The following is a 17,398-nucleotide window of genomic DNA, read 5'->3' as shown; positions in this document are numbered from 1 at the left end:
CATCAGTCATTACCTGATGCACCGCTACAACTGGATCAGGCCGCATCAATTCAACGATGGGCTACCGCCTGCGGTGGCCGAAGAAAAACTTAACCCACTGTCCGGGATGGGTTGACCACTACATTACAGACAGGTTGGCGTGGTACCAGAACCGTCCTTTTACGTGTTCACCGAGCCTATCTCGGAAGGAGCGGCGACTCTCCGCTTCTTTGGTTTCACCGATATATAGAAGTACATCAGGGCCATAAACGGGGTGGCGGCCATAAATGCAATAGAGCCCATTTCCTAGCGCCGAGGGCGTGCTAGGAAGCATGTATTCCTGCTTCTCAGCGTCATACACGAGCTTGGTTCGTTCGGTCCAGCAGATGTCGACAACGGTCAGATCAGTCATGGGCTACCTGTTTGATTGCAATTGAAGGGCTTGTTTGAGTCTATAAGCTACTTCCCCTGCTAGCGTAGCGGGCTTTCGAATCTGGATCGAGCCAGCATGCGAAAGGATCCACCAGCGCAGCTCCCAGCTGTCGTTGACCGTCGCCGTTACAACGGCGCCGTCGTCCTCCGGTGCCAAGAGCATGTCGTTTGATAGGGGCGTCTCTGCAAGGAGTCGGCTCAGGCCTTCGTTGACCCAAGCTTCGATCTTTATTGTGGCTGCGGTGCCGAACTGCATGGCGCCGCTTGCGAGATAGGCTTTCAGGCTAAAGCCTTCTGGCATGGTTGAGGCGGATGCGGTCTGCTGCACGGTACCGAATCGGTGCAATGCAAACTGGCGTACATCTTCAAATGGATCCACTGTTGCCAGCAGGTAGGTCACCTGACCGCGCTGAACGAGCGCTAGTGGGTTGAGGGTGAAGTGGCGCTGGCGATCTTTGTGGGCTGCGTAATAGCTGCAATCAAGCTGTCTGTTGTGCAGCAGGGCTTCTTGTATTGTCTCCAGATGCTGCACATCGACGATCGGTGGGAGCAATGAAAGCTCGGGGTGCACCGTGGCGACCTTGTCGAGCCAGCCGGCTGTAGGGACTTCCTCTTTCAAAGCTTGCAGTTTCAGGCGGGCCTGCTCAAACCTTGGCTCCAGCGTTTTCAGCATGTAGCGCGGGATCAGGAGGCGCACGCTGCCTTCCAGCAACTGCAACGTCAGGGCATCGCTCAGCGACAGACCGGGAAGCTCGGTTGGGCTGCCTGGCATCCAATGCCAGCCATAAGGCGCACCTTTGTCATTGCACTCCAGAGGAAATAACTGCGACAACTCGTTCAGATCTCGCTCCACTGTCCGTTTGCTCGTTTCGTGACCGGAATCTTGGAGTCGGCGCTGCAGGTCGGACGCGGATAGGCCCGGGGGCTTAGTCGGCAAGAGCTTGAGCAATTCCCACTGACGAGCCAGCGTGCGACGAGAAGAGTTAGTGGGCACCGGTGAGATCCCTTCAGCTGTTAGTTTGGCGATTATCGCTTTTGCCAAATCGCCTGTGTGCAATTGGTGCATGCGCGCTGCATGCAAAAGCGGCACTCAAAGCACCAGGCTAGCCGAGGTTTCGCCCAAGAACATTACCCTCGCGGGCATGTTCGGCTGGATGGCTGTACTGAATAGCATCGTTTCCAAGCGGGGGTTCATTTCTTCGACCGCCTCTGCAAGCTCGGAGAGGGTATATAGATCCGGTATCTCGTTGTCGATTAGTAGTAGGTAAAGCGTGCGGAAGTCTTTGCTGGGGGGGTCCAGCAAGGGCAGTGGAAACGCGTAGTCGATGTCCGAAAGCGAGAAATGGAGCTGCCGGCCCTTGCTATAGGTTAGGAACTGGCGGAAGTCGGCGTAGTTGCGTCCGGGCCACTCACAGCCTAATGCCGCGATACGAACGTAGCGAACGACTTGTTCGGACCAGGCTTGAAATTCCGTCGCGGCAATGTGCGGCTCTGCCACGATCTGGTAACCGCCACGCCCCAGATCTCTCGAGCGAGGAGTTGTTTCGACAAAGAATACATAGTTGGCCCCATCGTCGTCGGCTAGATAGTCCAGTGGGGCGTTGATAGCAAAGGCGATGTCACTGGCTCCCAGCAGGGTGCGCTGATTTTTCCACTTGATCTGTGTGTGTATGGACTCGTAACCCGAGTTGAAGTCCATGATGCGCATGCGCAGTGGAAGCGGTGGGATGAGGTTGCTCAGGTCGGCCATCGTCACGCTCCAGACGCTGGGTTCTTCAGGCGAAGGATTCGGCGCGACTGGGCCTGGCCTACAAGCCAGGTGATGAGCTCCGCGTAATTGATCGTGCCCGTGTCCGCGATGGCTTGGCGGGATGCCTCTAGGCTGGAAATCATTGCTACAAGTGCTTGGGTGTCGAGCATGCGCGACACGTCAGCGCGTGACAGTAGCGTGATGGGTTCCAGCAGAGCATCGAACGCGTCATGAAGGATCAGAAGACGTGATAACTCGTTGAGCTGGATTTGGATTCCAGCAGGGATTTCTGCGGTGCCGAGGAAGCCGGCGAGATTGATAATTCGTCGCCCAAGGCGCTTGGTTCCGGCTGCTTCCTTCAGTAAGGCTTCGAGATTTTCTTTGATCAAGCGATCCATGTATATGCTCCTGACTGTCGTGCCGGGAGCATGTCGCATGTGCACGACGGAATGCGTCGCATGGCTGTGTTGCCGTATGATTTTCTTGGAAGTTGTTCTAGGTTCGTGAAGACTAGGAGATTCTTTACGTGCGGGACCTCCGTGGACCGCGGGGGGGTCTGTTGCGCTTCCACGGTCCCATAATGCTAATAAACGAACCTAAAATACTGGAGCCCGCCATGCCGTCAGAGCTATTCGATCTTCGCCCTCATGAGAACCGCTGGTTTCCCTGGACAGACGTGGAAGGGTGTTTCTGGCCAGGAACAGGAGGTCGTTCGCACAAGATCAATCCGGGCCTGGCCAGTATCACGAATGCGGCAGGTATTTACTGTATTGCTTGGTCACCTACTGGCGCGATGCCCACGCCAGATGAACCGGGGGTGCAATATATCGGGCAGACAAAGAACTTTAAGGCCCGCATAGCACAATTCGCATCCTCAGCAGGCATATTTTGGGAGGAACGTTACGATGGCCATTCGGCAGCATGGCGATGGCCTCAAGGAAAGACGGAAAAAATGATGATTGCTTTTTTTCCCTTATCAAAACTTGGGTCAGACCATATGCTGACTGGACGATTGTTTTGGTATGAAGCTTTGGCGATCGACTCGTATTTCCTAGAGCATGGCAATACTCTGCCCCCGCTCAATGTGGTGAAAAACCCTGTCGCAGTTGAACTTGCATAAGACGTCAGGCTGCGTTTGGCAGTGTTAGCCTGCCTTTTTGCCGGGTCGTGACGCTGTCCTACATGGCTTTGTCTGAAGCGATGGCTGTGCAAAGTATCACCACTGGCTAATATGTATTGAGCGGCGTTTTGCAACCCATCTGGGCCAGGCTGGTTAATATCTCGCTCAACCTGTGCTCGTGGGCTGGGTATGCGTTGACTACGTGCTTTATTCCGCTCCCGATGGGCTTGCTCGCTTGGCCTTCACGCTAATGTGCGGGCGCCATCCGTTGAGCTGAGCCAATGTTCGCGAGGCTTGTTGTGATAGCCACGATCAGCCCAGAAGTCTCGGCTGCTGTTTCCTCGATCCAACACGGCGACCAGATGCAGCGTGTCCGCCTCGCTCACCTGCACGTTGGGACCAGCTTGTGCCGACGATCCACGCTGACCCCGCTCATGCGGTCGAGGAGCTGAAACTCCGAGTTTGAACAACTGCCGCAAGACCAGCAGGCGCGTCATGAGCACTGTAGTGTACGGAGGCCTACCGGCATTGGCTCGAGCCAGCCGGGCTAGGAACCCAGCAATCGATTGCATACGCCTGGCTATAGGCTACCTCCCAAGCGTGCACCGAGCCTGACGGCGGTCGCCAGATAGGCGGCCATTTCGCTCCATTCAAGTTTACTGTTTATGTGCCGTTAATCAGAGGGCACCGGCCGTGCCTTTAGCCGCGTCCGGTCTAGTTGTAGTTCAGACCACACTCTGATGGACGGCAAACGCCGGTCAGATAAGTAGGGCTGGCTGGCAATCAACTCATTGTCCGGCTTCAGCATAACTTCATGGAATCGCGACGCTAGTAGCTTACGTCGCGATGCGCCACCCGCTGGCGCGACGTTGGAATACATAGGCCAAATGATGATCTTCCGAAGCGTGTTAGCGCTGTTCCTAATGTTATTGACCATAAGCGTCGAAGCGGTGAGCTTCGATTGCTCGAGGGCCGCCAGTTTTGCCGAGAAAGAAATCTGTCGCGATGGCTACTTATCTGGTCTCGACGATATCTTGAGCAAGCTTTACCACGAGGCTCGTGGAGTAGCGGGAGACCCCATTGCGTTGCGCGACGCCCAAAGAGCTTGGGTCGCTTCTAGAGACGTCTGCTCTGTGCAGAAGTGTGTCGACGAGAGCATGTCGGACCGCATCACCGAACTCGGTCACTTCATTCGTGACGAAAAGCACAGGGCCTCAATCGCCATTTGGGAAGCAGAGCAAGCGAGGCTGCAGGTGGTTGAAGCGCAGCGACAGCAGGCGCAAGAGGCTGAGCTGTTACGCAGAGAAGGCGAAAACCTAGCCCGTATCAATTCGGATGCCCTCGCTGAGCAGCAGGAAAGCGCAGCGCGGTCAAGCGAAGCCCGTCCCGTATCGAGTCCGCGATATTCGGCTGTCTCGCAGGCAGCGAGTACTGGCCGCCAGGTTCAACCAGTTATCGCCCCTGCCGCTCAAAAAGGTCTGTGGGAGCGGTTTGTTGATGGACCGGCTTGGAAATATGCTGCTATCGCGATGCTCTGCGTGTTGGGTGCGGCCGTTGCGCTGCATCGTTCCGGCGAGCTGACCGTCTACGCTAACTATACCGATGCGCTCGTCACCAATGCTCTGCCCGTAGGCGGGTTTTTCGCCTGGTTACTGCTCTCGTGGCTAGAGTTTCCATCGCCACTACCTGAGCTTGTGGGAATGCTTGCTGTCCTGCTCGCTATTGCGTTCGCATTATTCATGGCATTTGTAGCGAATGACGCTATCTGGAAAATCGGCTTGTCCTTCCTTGCAAAGCTCTTGCTCGTAAGCTTGTTCTACGTACTGATGGCACTGCTAATCGTTTCCTTGCTTCAGACTAAATACAAGGACGAGACCCGTGCCCAAGCAGCTGCGCGCAACCGCCGAAGCGATAGGGCCACCAGGGCACATATTGCCGGGCTGGCAGTCGGGTATACGTTCTTAAGCCGCTGGCTCTGCCGTGACGGTGAATTTACTTCAGTTTCCGAGTGCTACACCACCTTCCCCAGCAGGGAGGAGGCGTAGCGTTGAAGTGGTCTGACCGCGGAAAAATGGGTGTGGATCGCTCCGCGCAGTTCTGTCGTGAGATTAGAAGCCTGCTTGGGCACGGAGTAAAAGCGCCCGTGTACGCTGGGCTTCTGACTTCAGTCATCCGGATCAGGACGCTCACCTACTTGCTCAATGACGGCCTTATGAATGTGTGGGGGACGGATTCTTCGCCACTCAAAAGGGAATTAGTATGAGCCAAACGGTTGGGTTTTAGGCTCCAAGATAGGCGGGGTTTCGACTCGCGTCAGTCTTTACTGTCCCTGCACCACAACAGCACTGTTACCTACGCCGTTCTGGATGATGGTAGCGGTGTCTGTCATTGTCCTTCGATACCTGACAGCTTCTGACCCAGCGAGGCGGAGTTAGAAGAGCCTGTTTGGCTGATTACACCTACATCGCCTTCGACCCACCAGCCGCCCTGGGTAGCAACAATCATATTGCCGGAGCCGTTTTAGACGAGATCCAGCGAATGATTATCCCCGTCCTGAGTTGCATCAACTCGGTTGCGGTCGCCGGTGCTTGAACCTCTATCACGCTTTCTTCTGATCATCGGCTGCAACGAAGTAGGCCAGAAGAGGCTTAGAGGTGCATGGTGGGCAGCCCATCAGAATCCAATCTCCAGGGTGATGCAATAAGGGGTGCCCCTGGCGCTGAGCTCGTCCGTCCAGAATTCGTCTATTGCCAGGCGTTCGGCCTCTTTTGCTTCTCTCGTTTCGTAACGTCCAGTCGCCACATACTCGCCTGTGGCTTCAGTAGAACCAGTTGGTATGAGCGTTACGATTACGCCTATGCCATCGAGGATGGGTCTCGGCTGGGCTGGGAGCGTTGTTTGACCCTCATCATCGAGCCAATCCTCAGCCTCATCTTGAGTGAAAAACTGACGGTATTTGGCGTTCGGGTAGTTGTTGACCTGCTCAAAAGCGCCACCAATACCGAACCACCCCTCGTAGACGCCAGGCCTGAGACCGATTTTGACAGCATAGAAACTACCCACATAAACCCCTAGCTCAACGGCGTTTTTCAATCTTGTAGAAGCTGCCTTCGATCATCAGGCGCTTTCGATCTGACTGCACGGCATCAGTAATGGTATTGTCGATCAGAACATAGTGCCGGCAGTTCTGTTGCTTGGACAATGCGAAGATTTGTCGCACTGAGCTTATGAATTCAGGATACCCAACCTCTGGTTTGGAAAGGATCTGCTTTATGTTCGGCAGTACAGCCGCATCCTGTTCGCGGCTGGCCGGCCAGGCGGGGGAGACCAGTAGAGTTTCATCGCGCAGCACCAACGAAAACAGCAATTGAGTTTTACCGGTTACCTCATCTGCCCAACAAGGTGGAAAGTCCATTCCGCCTCGTGCATCCAGCCTGTTCTGCAGGTACACCATTTGTCCTCGAAGGTTGGCATTTTCTCGCTTGAGCTCGACGGGGTTGAGTTTGTTGCTCTTAATCTCCTGATAAGCTTGGGCATCAGCCACGACAGCCGTTGCCTTCTCTACAATCGTCAACTCGTCATCTTTCGGCGCCTGGCCGGCTACAAGCTCTGTCGCTGAAATGAGACGATCAAGCTCAGCGGACCGATCACCTGCTGACGACTCAGGCCCCAGCCTCTCACCTAGCTTTGACATGACGACCAGAGAGGTCTGAATTTGCGCAGCAGTGGCCTCGGTTTTCTGACTCATCTGAGCCAGCACCTTCTCAAGCTCAACCATCGCAGTCAGCTGCTGCTCTTTCTCATTGAGCAGCACCTTTAGGCGTTCTGACTCTGCATGGGCGTGAGATTCCTTAACCAGCTGTGAAATCACCTCGTCAGGGTCTTTGAAACCAATAGTCTCAAGCGTTTGCCGCATGAAATCACGCGCACTTGTCATCGCTGAATGCTGCTGCTCGAGGGTGGACTCTGATTGAAGTTGATCAAGCAGATCTCGATTCTTGTTCTGCAGACCAACCAGCATGAGGCCCAGCACAAGCATCAGGAGAAAGGTGAGCATGAAGGCGATTTCAGTCAGCGAAAGCTGAAAGACCTGATCATTCTTAGCAGACATCCATGTACCTTCGATTACGTTGAGCTAGAGGTGTCTGCGGTCGGACGAAGGGGCGCGGGGGAGGACACGGCCTTGATTGCTCCAATGGCAGCGTCCACTCTCTCAAGCAGATTTTCGTGTTGGGCCGCATCGTGAGCCGTCGGCGCCGCAACGCTAGTGGACACACGCCCATCTACAATGCGGGGTGTCGTGAGTGCTTTGCTGGATGCAGCTTCAAAGCGTTCAAGAGCTGCTGTGATTTGCTCTTGATTCTTGATGGACTCGTCCTGGAAGAACCTCATCTCGCCAACCAGAGCCTCTGACAGTGTACGAGACTCCTTTACCAGCATGGGTAGCGACTCCATGGTGACCTTGATCGCATTAATCAGCGACTGCTGATCGGCATGGCTTCGCTCTACGGTCTGAGACAGGTTTACAGTCGCCTGTTGGCCCTGGCTGATCTGCTCAACTAGCGTTGCGACTGATCCACTCATATCCTTTGCTGACTTGGACATGACGTTTAGGCTGGTGATTTGGGCATCGAGGCGCTCGTTGACTCGATCTTGTTGTTGCGCAAGTCTTTCCAGCGCCTGGTTGTGGTGCTCGGCCTGGGCCAGGGTCATCGCATGGGTCGATGATGCCAGCTCCACCATGCGCGATTGCTCTTGAGCTATGAGTGCAGCAGACTCGAGCACAGTGCTGATGCTTTCGCTCTGGGTGTTGATCTTTGAAACGGAGCGCTCAACAGACTTGGCCGCGCTGTTCACGTCTTTGGTAACAGCGCGAACGCCTGCGGTTACCTGTTCGGTAGAGCCCCTGAGCTCATCGATAGGCCCGGCGAGCTTCTGAGAAAACAAATCATCGGGAAACGCTACACTGTCGAGCTTCGCCACCACGTTGTTGGTGAAGTCTTCGACGTTTTGATTGAGCTTGCCCAGTGACGCGCCGGTCTCACGCGCATATTTCTCGACTACAAGGCCCAGGCTCATCGATGATTTTTTGATCTCTCGAACATTTTCAATAAATGCATAGTTGATGCGGTTGCTCAGATCCTCGAAATGAGCCTTGTTGCGCTCAGAGAGCTCTACGTAATGCGCATCCATCTGAGCAGCATTGTGCTTGGCAATTTCTTCGAAGCTGTCGCGCACAGATTTGACAGCTTCAGTGGTCGCCTCCAAAACCTCCCCCCGAAAATGCACCAGCGCCATCAAAGCCCGCGAGTATTCGTCTGTCAGCCGGCGCGAGGCGTCAATCGCACTCTGCTCGTTATTGCGCAGTGCGTCATCCATGTTCGGCCGGAAGCTAACCAGCACGACGCGTACTGTCAGGCCCACAATTGTGGTGATCATCGCAGCGCCGAAGCGAGCGGCAATGGTGAGCATGTCGCCCTGTATGTTAGGCAGGTCGATCAGGCTTGCAATGATCGATGCGACCGTGAAGATGAAGCCGAGGTAGTAGCAAGAGTCGGCAAACTTCTCATCAGAGACGTCTGATGTGCGGTATTTACCACCAATCACCAGATACGCGACCATCACTGTGATTGGAAGCAGCACACCTGTGATCCACAGATCGCCGATCACAAAGCTGATGATTAGGCACAAAATCTTGGCTGCGCACGCTACGGCAAAAAGCGCCGGCAGCTTGATCTGTTTTTGGCTGTTCATGCTTATCCCTCAAAGGCCTTGACGCTGACCAGGTGCGCACCGCTGTTATCAAAATACTGCTCCCAAAAAGACGCCTGCTTGTTCGTTTGCAGTTTCGGGTGGTTGAGCAAATAATTCAGGTGCACTTCAACACCCTCCAGGCGAGCCTGAGATTTGCGGCCGTATGTGCTTTCTCGGAAAGCTTTGAACTCGGGCAGAGCCTTGAACATGCTGAATTCAGGCATGTGCTGGAGCATGTCCGAGAAAATGATGAGCGTGCGAGGGCCTTGTGCATCGATACGGCTGAAGCCATTGATCGACAAAAGGTGCAGCATCTCGAAGATTGGTGAGCGGTCAGATGGTGTATCAAGCACTACCTGATCCCTCAGGCGAACCAGTGGGCCCTGAAACTCATCTACGAACCGTTTTTTGATGCGCTTGGGATTGGAGTTTAGTGAATTTTTGCCCTCACCAGTGCCAGGGTTGCACTTCTCGAAAATCGGCATGGCGTTGTCAGTAAATGACTCGCCAAGCACAAAGACAGACACCATGTGGCCCTCAGGGACGAGCTTATCGGCAGCTTCCTTGAGTCGCTGAGTCATTGCCTGGCGCTGGATAAAGTTCATTGGATCTGTATTGTCCACCAGCAGGACAGTGTGACCTTCTGGGCCTGGTGCCGGGCACAAGGTAACCGAGTCAACGGGCTCATCACGACCCATGTAGAGATACGCAATGGCACCGCCAATTGCGATCATTGTGATTACTGCGGCGACCATCATTGCAATGGCGATATTGTGCTTTTTCTGAGCTAATTTACTGCGTCGAGCCATGACTATTGCGCCGATTTCAAATGATCACGAAGCGGGGTTACCTGGTCATAGCACAGCACGAACGCTGACTGAATTTGACCACGTATGATTTCTGCCTGTGCGATGACGCCGTCTAGCAAGGCTTCCTGCCTATCTACATCGCGCTGATCCGGTTCGACATTTACTTCGGGCGGTGTGATCGAGCGCAGGGTGGCCGGAACATTGAAGTAAGCAGGTGTATCCAGCTTGCGGTGCATTCCATTCTCGGTTCGAAACAGTTCGATCAGTGCGCCAAGGGTGTGCTCGGATTTGTCGAGGTAGTTGCTCATTCGCCGGCCGGTGATAGCCTTGCGCTCAACGTGCTCCTTGAGGCGCACTACCTCACTGGCGGAGTCATTCAGGATCTTGTCTAGCCGTTCTTCAAACTCTTCCTTGGATGCCTTCAACTCTTCACGCACCAGATCAACCTTGCTGTCATGCATGGCTCGAGTTTCGGCGAGTCTTTCTGCATGTCGGCTATAGCCTGGATAAATGTCGCCCCAGGTCAAACCCTTCGCCAATGAGCAGATGGAGAAGAAAACGCTAGCGCCAAACAGCAGGACAGACTGTATGCCTTGGAACTGGAAAGGAGCCGGCCACAAACGATCCCAGGCGATAGCCATCGCATCACCATCTAATGAAACGATGGTAAATGCGTCTCTTAAATGCGTTGTGATCAGTGCGATGACCAACATGACGGCCATTGCTATAAGAAGAGAGGCATACCCCCAAAGCTTTCCAGCGGGCTTGATGTGCCAGAGGTACTTCAAGCCGATATAACCGATGAAGAAGCTAACGATAACGTTCAGGGCGGCCAGAACACCGGCGTAGGTGAACCCTTCAATCAAGCCCCCATCAAGGCCTGCAGAAAAGAAATTTGAGTTAATGAGGCCCTCAATCAGAATCAGGCTGATCAAAATCAGAATCCAAAAACTCTTCTTGATCCCGCCCATTGGCTCTTTAGGCTGGCGATAGAGGTTGTTACTGGCCTTAAAATTGTCCAGATCCACGGCCACCCGACGCGCTTCATCGTCAAGCTGCCTTAGCTCATGGTCATGACTTGAGATGATGTCGTTCGCAACGCGCTTAAATTCTTCTGCAAGCTCTCGTGCACGATTTACGTTCTTGGTGATGTCGAGCTCTGACATGCGCCGCTGTAGGTAGATAAGGTGCTCGTGCGACCACCTGACAACTTTGGATCGATACTCTTCGATCCTGTCGACTATGCGCATCTCCACAGAACTCAATGTTGTTTTATCAGGGGAGGGGCTATTGAGCACAGCCAGCCGCCGGGCCTCCTGCTCAACATCGATTTCTTTCTTGAGCTCGTCGTAGTCGAGCGGATAGAGGTCTGGGTTGTCACCCTTGGCTGGCTTGGCCTGAATCCAGCCGAACATGGAGCTCAAAATTCCCATACGTCCCTGTCCGAATATGGAGGATTAATCGGATCGCGATCAGACGCTTTTTTTCAAAAGATATCAAGCGTGAACCGCTGACTGACGACGCTTATCGGCAGTTGAGCTATAGGCATGAATCGACCACTGGCGAAGCCTGAGCTACAAAACTCAAGTTCAGAAGGGTGCGATAGCAGCGATGAGGAGGGCGGAAGCGCTGACAGGGGCCTAAGCTTGATTTTCAGCGCGTTTTGCCGAGTTCACTCGTTGTCCGTCTCAAGGATCATAATAGGTGTTTTGCGTAGTGCTAATGCTGTGATGGGGACGGTCGGCTTGGAGATCCTTCATGTCTCGGTGTGACGCATCGAACGTCGCGGAGGTGTGGCGCAGCCAATGCAGTGAGGATGACCGAATTTGGGCAACTTTGTCGTCGCTCCAGCCTTCTTAGGCCATTCTTGTCAGCTACCGATCAAAAACGCCTTCTTAAAGAAGCATGCGTATGACTGTTCGAAGAACCAAAGCGACCGTTGAGAGGGACTCTAATAGGGCCGGTGACCCAAAGTCTGCTGGGGCTGGGTTCCACCTATAACGCACCAACCAGCCTACATTGGCCCGCCGGTAGGCCGGTACGTGCCTTGCCCCTGTGGCTCAGAGAAGAAATACAAGCACTGCTGCCGCTAACAACTTTCTTAAAAGCGGTGCCTCCTTGCAGCGCGACTTAACTCTGCATCTGACCCACTTCGAGATCGAAGCTGCGTGAAGGGAATGGCTGCTACTGGCCGACTCCAGCCGGTTGGCCACAGGCGGAAACCGGCCAGTAGCAGCCACTCGTATCCAGCCCAACGAGGTTATTGAATGACTACGAAACCAGGGGCGATTTACTTTAGTCCGAGGCTAACCCTGAAGCTATTCGCCTCCAGGGCTTCTGAGCACGCATCTAAGCTGCTCACTACTTAGCAGCCGGCACTCGGTCGCCAAGCTCTGGCTTCATGATGACGCGAATGTCATACAGCAAGCTGCTCACGTCATGTAGCTTGCTGATGAACTCCTCCAGCATCTCGTTGGTGACCTCGAAGTAGCGATTTTTCTTGTCCAACCGACGGTGCAGAATTTGCTGCCTGGCTTGGTTGGTGATCGGGTAGGCATGCATGATGTCCGAGCGCCGGGTGTTTAGTGCTTGGAACATGTCAGCGGCGGCGCGGCCGATAGGCCCGACCGCAGGTTTTGTTGCCTTAGCTTTCTTTACGCACTTGCGGAATTCGCTGAGGATCTCGCCGCCCGTTCGTGCCTGAAGCTCAGTGCGGTTCACGAGCGGATCCATATGGTGAGCGAGCTCGGCCATGAAGCTGCTGAGGGAAGCAAAGCCGTACAGCGCGACTCCAAGCCGGTAGATGTAACTATCGTCAGCTGGAAGCGCGAGACGGGTGAGCCCTCTGATGGCTGTGGTGTTTAGCTCGATGGTCATGACGTGTACTCCAACATCCTTATCGTGTACCGAAGATGCCGGGCTCTGTGCTGCGAAGCCGGACTGTACTTTACAGGGGAAAAATGACTGAGTTACTTGAGCTTACCGCGCAGCCAGCTCATTACTCGGTTCAAGACTTTCAGCTTGCAATATGAAGTCATCTGCATCGACCAAGAAGCCCAATTGCTTGCGGAGCTGGGCCATCTCGCTCATCACGGCCCCATGCGCATCGGTGCCAGCCAGGCCAGCTGCAACCATTTCCTGATCAACCTCGCGCAGTCGACGGTACCAGGCAATATCGACTGCGTGGTGCTCGAGATAACGCTGGTTGAACACGCGGTGCTTACCGAGCAGAAACAGGTAGGCTCCAAAGCCCGCCAGAAAGACCTGCAGCATGCTGATCTCAACCCCCCGAGCGTTCAGAAACTGGGCGATTTGTGGCGTTTGCCAGCAGCCGATCGCGAATAGCACAGGCCACAGGGCAATGGCGAACAGAGCTTCGTTCGTCTGTGGAAAGCGTTTCAGTTGAAAGGGGATGAAACGGAGACGGGTCATGGCAACTCCTGTTGGAAGGATTTCCAGGCACGAGGACCTGGACTTACTCAAGCTTCCGGTTTTGCCAAGGTTCGATGCAACTCAGGTGGATGCATTTGGTATCCATCGCCAATAAGAGCGACGCATTCAACAGCTCGTCAGAGCGACACTTCACCCTTGAGAGGCCAGCCCTCGGGCACCAACGCCGGAGGCTTGCTCCAAGGTGCCTCGACCAGCGACTTCTGAAACCAGTCATCCCGTAGATTTGCGTGCTCCGTGATGATGATCTGGAAGCCTGGTACGTCTTCGACCGTGAACTGGTAAAGCAGGTTGAACAGCTTGCGTACCGAGTCCATGTCGGCATCAGATTGCTCAGTGTTCAATACCGTACCGTCGACCGCCTTGTAGGACTCCTCTGAGGGAAAATACACTTGAGTCGGCTGATCGATCACCAAGAAACGCGGCATGGGTCGATTGCTCTTAACGCAGTACCAATGCAGGGCGAGCAGCGCTGAGAGATGATACGCCAGATAGTTTTCGCCACCACCTGTCCGAGCCATGGGCACGGAGCGCTCAAGGCGGTCGAAAATGATGGTCAGCTTTTTCAGATCGAATCGGGCCGGGTAGGCACTGAATTCGGACTCGAAGCGTTTGTTGTACAGATTGAATTGTGCCGAGATGCTATTCAGGATCGACGCCAGGCGGTCTTCTACATCGACATCTGCCAGTGCTTTTTCAAGCTCCTGTACGCGCATTTCCCTACGGCGATAGTCAGCCTCTTGCTGTTTCAGCGAATTGTCAGGGATGAAGCCTTCTAGGAAAAAGCTGATGCGCCCCACCACATACTTGGCTGCGTCGCTTTGCTTCTGGGCGTTGGCCAGCACAGTACTGGCGGCGATGGCAGCTGTCAGCTCCGCTTCCTTCTCGACAATCGATTTGGTGTTGTCCTGAAGGCGTCGATTTTCCTCCGCCAGGTAGCCCTGGATCTGCGGACGTTGCCCCATCACCGTCTGCATTTCTGCTTCCAAGGATTCCAGTTCGCCGATGAGCGCTTGGGCTATGGGAGTTTCCATGGCCAGGTTCTTTTCGGCGAAAGGCCACTGCCATTCGCCTGTGGCTGCATTCTTCGGAAGCGACTTGATGGATAAGAGGCGGTCGATGTGTTCCGATGCCTCGCTCTGGAAGCCGCCGGCACGCCGTTCGAATATCTGGCCGGCCTCAATTTTGGATTTGATCTCGCGCTTGGTTTTCCTCAGCTTGGCCAGCTCAGTCTCCAACTTGGGTACCCTGTCCTCAGGCTGGGCATGCGGTTTGGCGGAAGTCCACTGCGCTGCTGTTTTGAGGGCAGCAATGATCTCCTCGACCTCCCCAATGGGGGGCTCTTGAGGGAGTATTCCTACCGCCTTGGCTTCAGTCAGCAGTGTGATGGCCTGGTTTCGGTTGTTGCCCACCGCTTGCTTTGCCTGCTCCAGCAGCTTTGCCTGGGCTCTCAGGTCTCGCTGAGCCGTCCGCAGCCTGGTCTGCAGCTCGTAGCGCTCATTGGTCGAAGCGCCCAGCAGGATGGGAAGCGTATCTTTGATCGCCTGGGGTTGGAACGGCTCGTTCTGGCGATAGAAAAGCTGATCCTTGTTGGTGACTAGGCCCTGCCTTTGGAACAGGTAGTAATATGAATGCTTGATGGAGGCTTCGTAGCTATTACGCGTGTGCTCCTCCGCCACCTCTGTGCGGTTTTCCGGAATGCCCAGTTGACGTGACAGCAAAGAGGTGACGGCGATGTCGTCCGTGTTGATCACGAGCTCGGAAAACTCAGGAGGCTGCACAAACTCCCCGGTACGCGTCATGGCCAGGCTGCAGCTCGCGCCGCCTGACCGTGGGGCCGGCTTCGCGACCATGACCTGCACGTCCGGAAATTGATAGATCACTGCGAACCAGGACACCTTGTCCTGGATAACACCATCCGAAACGTTGAAGTTGGATTGGCCCATGCAGTATTCGATGATGTCCGAAAGGGCGGATTTACCTGTCGACGAGCGGCCCGTAATGATGTTGAGTCCGTCAACGTCGAAGTTAACATCGCGGCGCTGGCCGTCGTGGCTGTATACATGGATGGAGCTGATTTTCATGGTCGAATTCCAAAAGCGGTGTACACCGTAACCCGGTCTGCAATCTTGGCGAACTCTCTCCCCAGCAGAGCCGCTGCGCGTTGGCACGCCACTGATTCCTCGGTGCCCTCGATGTCTGCTTTAACCCTCTTGGCTTTCGGAAGGAGTCGTCCCTGCGGGGTGACCTCGAAGCAATCGGTGTAATGTGCCAATGCAAATGCCTCGAACGTGAATGGCAGCATCTCGGTTACCCGCTCGGCCAGCCCGATCTGCATCTGGGGGTACGTTTCCACTGTCTTGAGCAGGTAGCCCTTGTAGTGCTTGAGCAGCGCGCTTCGAGATTCTTGGTGCAGACTCAGCGGCAATACAAGCAGTGAAATCGAAAAGGGCATGCCCTTGGGATCTATCACTGCATAGGCCTTGAGCGCGCGCATCAGGACTACCCCGCAGAAGGCAGGGTTGAAGAGATTCTTGGTCTCAAAAGGACGCTCATCCCAGCGAATCATTCGGTCTCTCCAGCAGCCTTGGCCAGGCGATCCAGCAGCTGTGGATGCCAATAAACGGTGGGATAGGGGCGTTTGTTGGCTAGAATCTGAAAGCTGCCGCGAAGTACGTAAGGCTCCGTTACGCGTGCCCGGATATTCAGGTGAGCAAGCTTCTGTGCTTCTGTCTCAGCCCAGGTATAGAGTTTCTTGCCAACGGCAATCAGTTCCGGCTCAGAACAGTCCTCGATCGGGGTGTCGAACGCATCATCGAATAGGACGTCTTTGGTGCGCTCCCACTCATTCGTCAGCCGGCGTTCATACTTCATGATTTCTTCAGAGCCCACCAAGCGCTGCCTTGCCCAGGCGGAGCGCTGCTCAAATGCGCGGTAGTAGTCCAGGATCGCATTGCGGATGCGGCTGGGGCTCAGGTTCAGATCACGGAGTTGGCTTACGAACAGCCGGTTATCGGTGCTCGCATCGATGGGGGCTTTGGGCGTCGCGTCCTCAAAGGTAATGGGGAGATTGTCATCCTTGTACTCCTCACTGAAACTGAACAACTTCTCCGAAACATCCCGGGCATATACGGGCTCGCTCTGCGGGTCGCAGAGCATCTGGATAGTTAGATCATTCCACCATCCCTCCAGGCGCTCAAAGACTGCGTCCCTGTGCTCAGGGCGGATTGGCCGCATTTTCTGGGCCTTGATGAGGGCTGGGAGATCGCCAATCCGAGGCGTGCTGTCAATAATCGTGATTCTCGTTACGAAGTCCTCTTTCTCCAGCGCTGTCAGCTTCGAGAGCAACTCCTTGATCTTGGTGAACGATTTCGCCTTGCTGGTGGCGAGCGTGTTTTCTGTCAGTTGCCAAAGGCTGGGCTCAGCCTTGGTTGTATCAGCGCCGTACAGGAAGAATTTTAAGAATGAATCCGGCGCGACGGACGAAGTGGTGAACAGGAAAAACTGATAGTCAGACTCAACCCGTCCATTGGCCAGGTAACGAGTTAGCCAGATATTAACCGACTTCCAGAAGTCGACAGACAGGTCAGTCAGGCGTTCACCAGCAGCCTTGTGCTTGAGAGAGGCCAGTGTCTTCTTTCCGGAGGACTCCAAGAAATCGAGGTCATCTTCCTTCTCGATGAGGATCGCGGTGTCCTCTGGAAGCTCCAATGCCTGGTACAGCGCAAAGCGGGGTTGAAAGATGTAGCCGAGCCCCTGTTCTCCGGCGCTGTAAGGATCGTTTTCTTTCTTTTGATCTGCGGAATCGTTGCTTGCTACAAAACTCATAATTCAGCCCAAGTTCCAGGTCGTTCATCCCAAGTCTGTTGTGCCAGGAATGGGGGCGAGCCGAGTCTATCGACCGCCTTCTGTTGTGGTCGTACACGCCGCAAGCAACGCCTAATGTGTGGTGGTTGGCTAGCCGTTTGCGCCCGCAACCGTGATTCGGCTAGGCGAGATCTCAACACATGAATCGCCCCTGTTTCTATGAAGGCCTGCAAGCTTTAAGGAAGGACTGCTGACCCTGCGTAACTGTCCGCTTTTGGGCCGATAGCCGCCAGTCAG

18 protein-coding genes and 1 pseudogene are annotated in these 17,398 nt (G+C 54.6%); 4 read left to right on the top strand and 15 right to left on the bottom strand.

The features are described 5' to 3' along the window. Positions 1–118: 118 nt before the first annotated feature. From E0D86_RS19495 to E0D86_RS19480, 4 genes are read right to left on the bottom strand one after another with little or no spacing between them, the layout of a single operon-like run. Positions 119–391, bottom strand: coding sequence for a hypothetical protein (locus tag E0D86_RS19495; protein ID WP_131651703.1), 273 nt, complete (start codon positions 389–391; stop codon positions 119–121). 3 nt (positions 392–394) lie between these two features. Then, positions 395–1,477 carry a YafY family protein gene (locus E0D86_RS19490; RefSeq protein ID WP_131651702.1) on the bottom strand — a complete coding sequence of 361 codons (1,083 nt, stop codon included), beginning with the start codon at positions 1,475–1,477 and terminating at the stop codon, positions 395–397. A 24-nt stretch (positions 1,478–1,501) separates the two neighbouring features. After that, the gene (locus E0D86_RS19485; protein ID WP_131651701.1) at positions 1,502–2,161 is read right to left on the bottom strand and encodes a hypothetical protein; all 660 of its coding nucleotides are present in this window, start codon (positions 2,159–2,161) and stop codon (positions 1,502–1,504) included. Positions 2,162–2,163: 2 nt separating this feature from the next. Then, a complete protein-coding gene (locus E0D86_RS19480) occupies positions 2,164–2,559 on the bottom strand; it encodes a hypothetical protein (RefSeq protein WP_131651700.1) in 396 nt (131 codons plus the stop codon). A 218-nt stretch (positions 2,560–2,777) separates the two neighbouring features. Between E0D86_RS19480 and E0D86_RS19475 the strand changes: the two genes are divergently transcribed. From E0D86_RS19475 to E0D86_RS21445, 3 genes are all read left to right on the top strand, one after another. Further along, positions 2,778–3,281 (top strand): hypothetical protein, encoded by a 504-nt coding sequence (locus E0D86_RS19475; RefSeq protein ID WP_131651699.1) that lies wholly within the window; start codon positions 2,778–2,780, stop codon positions 3,279–3,281. Positions 3,282–4,168: 887 nt separating this feature from the next. Beyond that, the gene (locus E0D86_RS19465) at positions 4,169–5,326 is read left to right on the top strand and encodes a lysozyme inhibitor LprI family protein (RefSeq protein WP_131651698.1); all 1,158 of its coding nucleotides are present in this window, start codon (positions 4,169–4,171) and stop codon (positions 5,324–5,326) included. 400 nt (positions 5,327–5,726) lie between these two features. Next, positions 5,727–5,873 (top strand): hypothetical protein, encoded by a 147-nt coding sequence (locus tag E0D86_RS21445; RefSeq protein WP_165914267.1) that lies wholly within the window; start codon positions 5,727–5,729, stop codon positions 5,871–5,873. A gap of 81 nt (positions 5,874–5,954) precedes the next feature. On the opposite strand, the gene E0D86_RS19460 is transcribed toward E0D86_RS21445, so the two are convergent. The 6 genes and pseudogenes from E0D86_RS19460 to E0D86_RS22050 all read right to left on the bottom strand — a co-directional run. Beyond that, entirely contained in the window at positions 5,955–6,374 is a 420-nt protein-coding gene (locus tag E0D86_RS19460) for an RNase H1/viroplasmin domain-containing protein (RefSeq protein ID WP_131651697.1), read from the bottom strand. Further along, entirely contained in the window at positions 6,358–7,392 is a 1,035-nt protein-coding gene (locus E0D86_RS19455) for a hypothetical protein (protein WP_131651696.1), read from the bottom strand. Before E0D86_RS19455 ends, E0D86_RS19460 begins: the two co-directional genes overlap by 17 nt. 14 nt (positions 7,393–7,406) lie before the next feature. Next, positions 7,407–9,035: a hypothetical protein gene (locus tag E0D86_RS19450; RefSeq protein ID WP_131651695.1), complete on the bottom strand. Its 1,629-nt coding sequence runs from the start codon at positions 9,033–9,035 to the stop codon at positions 7,407–7,409. A gap of 2 nt (positions 9,036–9,037) precedes the next feature. Continuing rightward, the gene (locus E0D86_RS19445; RefSeq protein ID WP_131651694.1) at positions 9,038–9,844 is read right to left on the bottom strand and encodes a hypothetical protein; all 807 of its coding nucleotides are present in this window, start codon (positions 9,842–9,844) and stop codon (positions 9,038–9,040) included. A 2-nt stretch (positions 9,845–9,846) separates the two neighbouring features. Next, complete coding sequence (locus E0D86_RS19440; protein ID WP_131651693.1) at positions 9,847–11,259, bottom strand: hypothetical protein; 1,413 nt, start codon at positions 11,257–11,259, stop codon at positions 9,847–9,849. A 273-nt stretch (positions 11,260–11,532) separates the two neighbouring features. Further along, positions 11,533–11,700: pseudogene (locus tag E0D86_RS22050) on the bottom strand (site-specific integrase); the annotation flags it as partial. Between the two features lie 186 nt (positions 11,701–11,886). Between E0D86_RS22050 and E0D86_RS22045 the strand changes: the two are divergent. Further along, the gene (locus E0D86_RS22045) at positions 11,887–11,937 is read left to right on the top strand and encodes an SEC-C metal-binding domain-containing protein (RefSeq protein ID WP_371924095.1); all 51 of its coding nucleotides are present in this window, start codon (positions 11,887–11,889) and stop codon (positions 11,935–11,937) included. A 268-nt stretch (positions 11,938–12,205) separates the two neighbouring features. Here the strand turns inward: E0D86_RS22045 and E0D86_RS19425 are convergent, their stop codons facing one another. The 5 genes from E0D86_RS19425 to E0D86_RS19405 all read right to left on the bottom strand — a co-directional run bounded on the left by E0D86_RS19425 (position 12,206) and on the right by E0D86_RS19405 (position 17,122). Next, complete coding sequence (locus tag E0D86_RS19425) at positions 12,206–12,721, bottom strand: hypothetical protein (RefSeq protein ID WP_131651692.1); 516 nt, start codon at positions 12,719–12,721, stop codon at positions 12,206–12,208. A 102-nt stretch (positions 12,722–12,823) separates the two neighbouring features. After that, the gene (locus E0D86_RS19420; RefSeq protein ID WP_131651691.1) at positions 12,824–13,276 is read right to left on the bottom strand and encodes a hypothetical protein; all 453 of its coding nucleotides are present in this window, start codon (positions 13,274–13,276) and stop codon (positions 12,824–12,826) included. Between the two features lie 137 nt (positions 13,277–13,413). Beyond that, on the bottom strand, positions 13,414–15,378 hold the full coding sequence (locus E0D86_RS19415; RefSeq protein WP_131651690.1) for a DUF3732 domain-containing protein: 1,965 nt from the start codon (positions 15,376–15,378) through the stop codon (positions 13,414–13,416). After that, a complete protein-coding gene (locus E0D86_RS19410; RefSeq protein ID WP_131651689.1) occupies positions 15,375–15,863 on the bottom strand; it encodes a three component ABC system middle component in 489 nt (162 codons plus the stop codon). Before E0D86_RS19410 ends, E0D86_RS19415 begins: the two co-directional genes overlap by 4 nt. Further along, positions 15,860–17,122: an ABC-three component system protein gene (locus E0D86_RS19405; RefSeq protein ID WP_131651688.1), complete on the bottom strand. Its 1,263-nt coding sequence runs from the start codon at positions 17,120–17,122 to the stop codon at positions 15,860–15,862. Before E0D86_RS19405 ends, E0D86_RS19410 begins: the two co-directional genes overlap by 4 nt. Between the last annotated feature and the right edge of the window lie 276 nt (positions 17,123–17,398).

Source organism: Pseudomonas sp. IC_126, from assembly GCF_004331835.1.
Classification (GTDB): Bacteria; Pseudomonadota; Gammaproteobacteria; order Pseudomonadales; family Pseudomonadaceae; genus Stutzerimonas.
The sequence above is the reverse complement of the archived record's forward strand: the minus strand, read 5'-3'. Positions and strand labels throughout refer to the sequence as shown.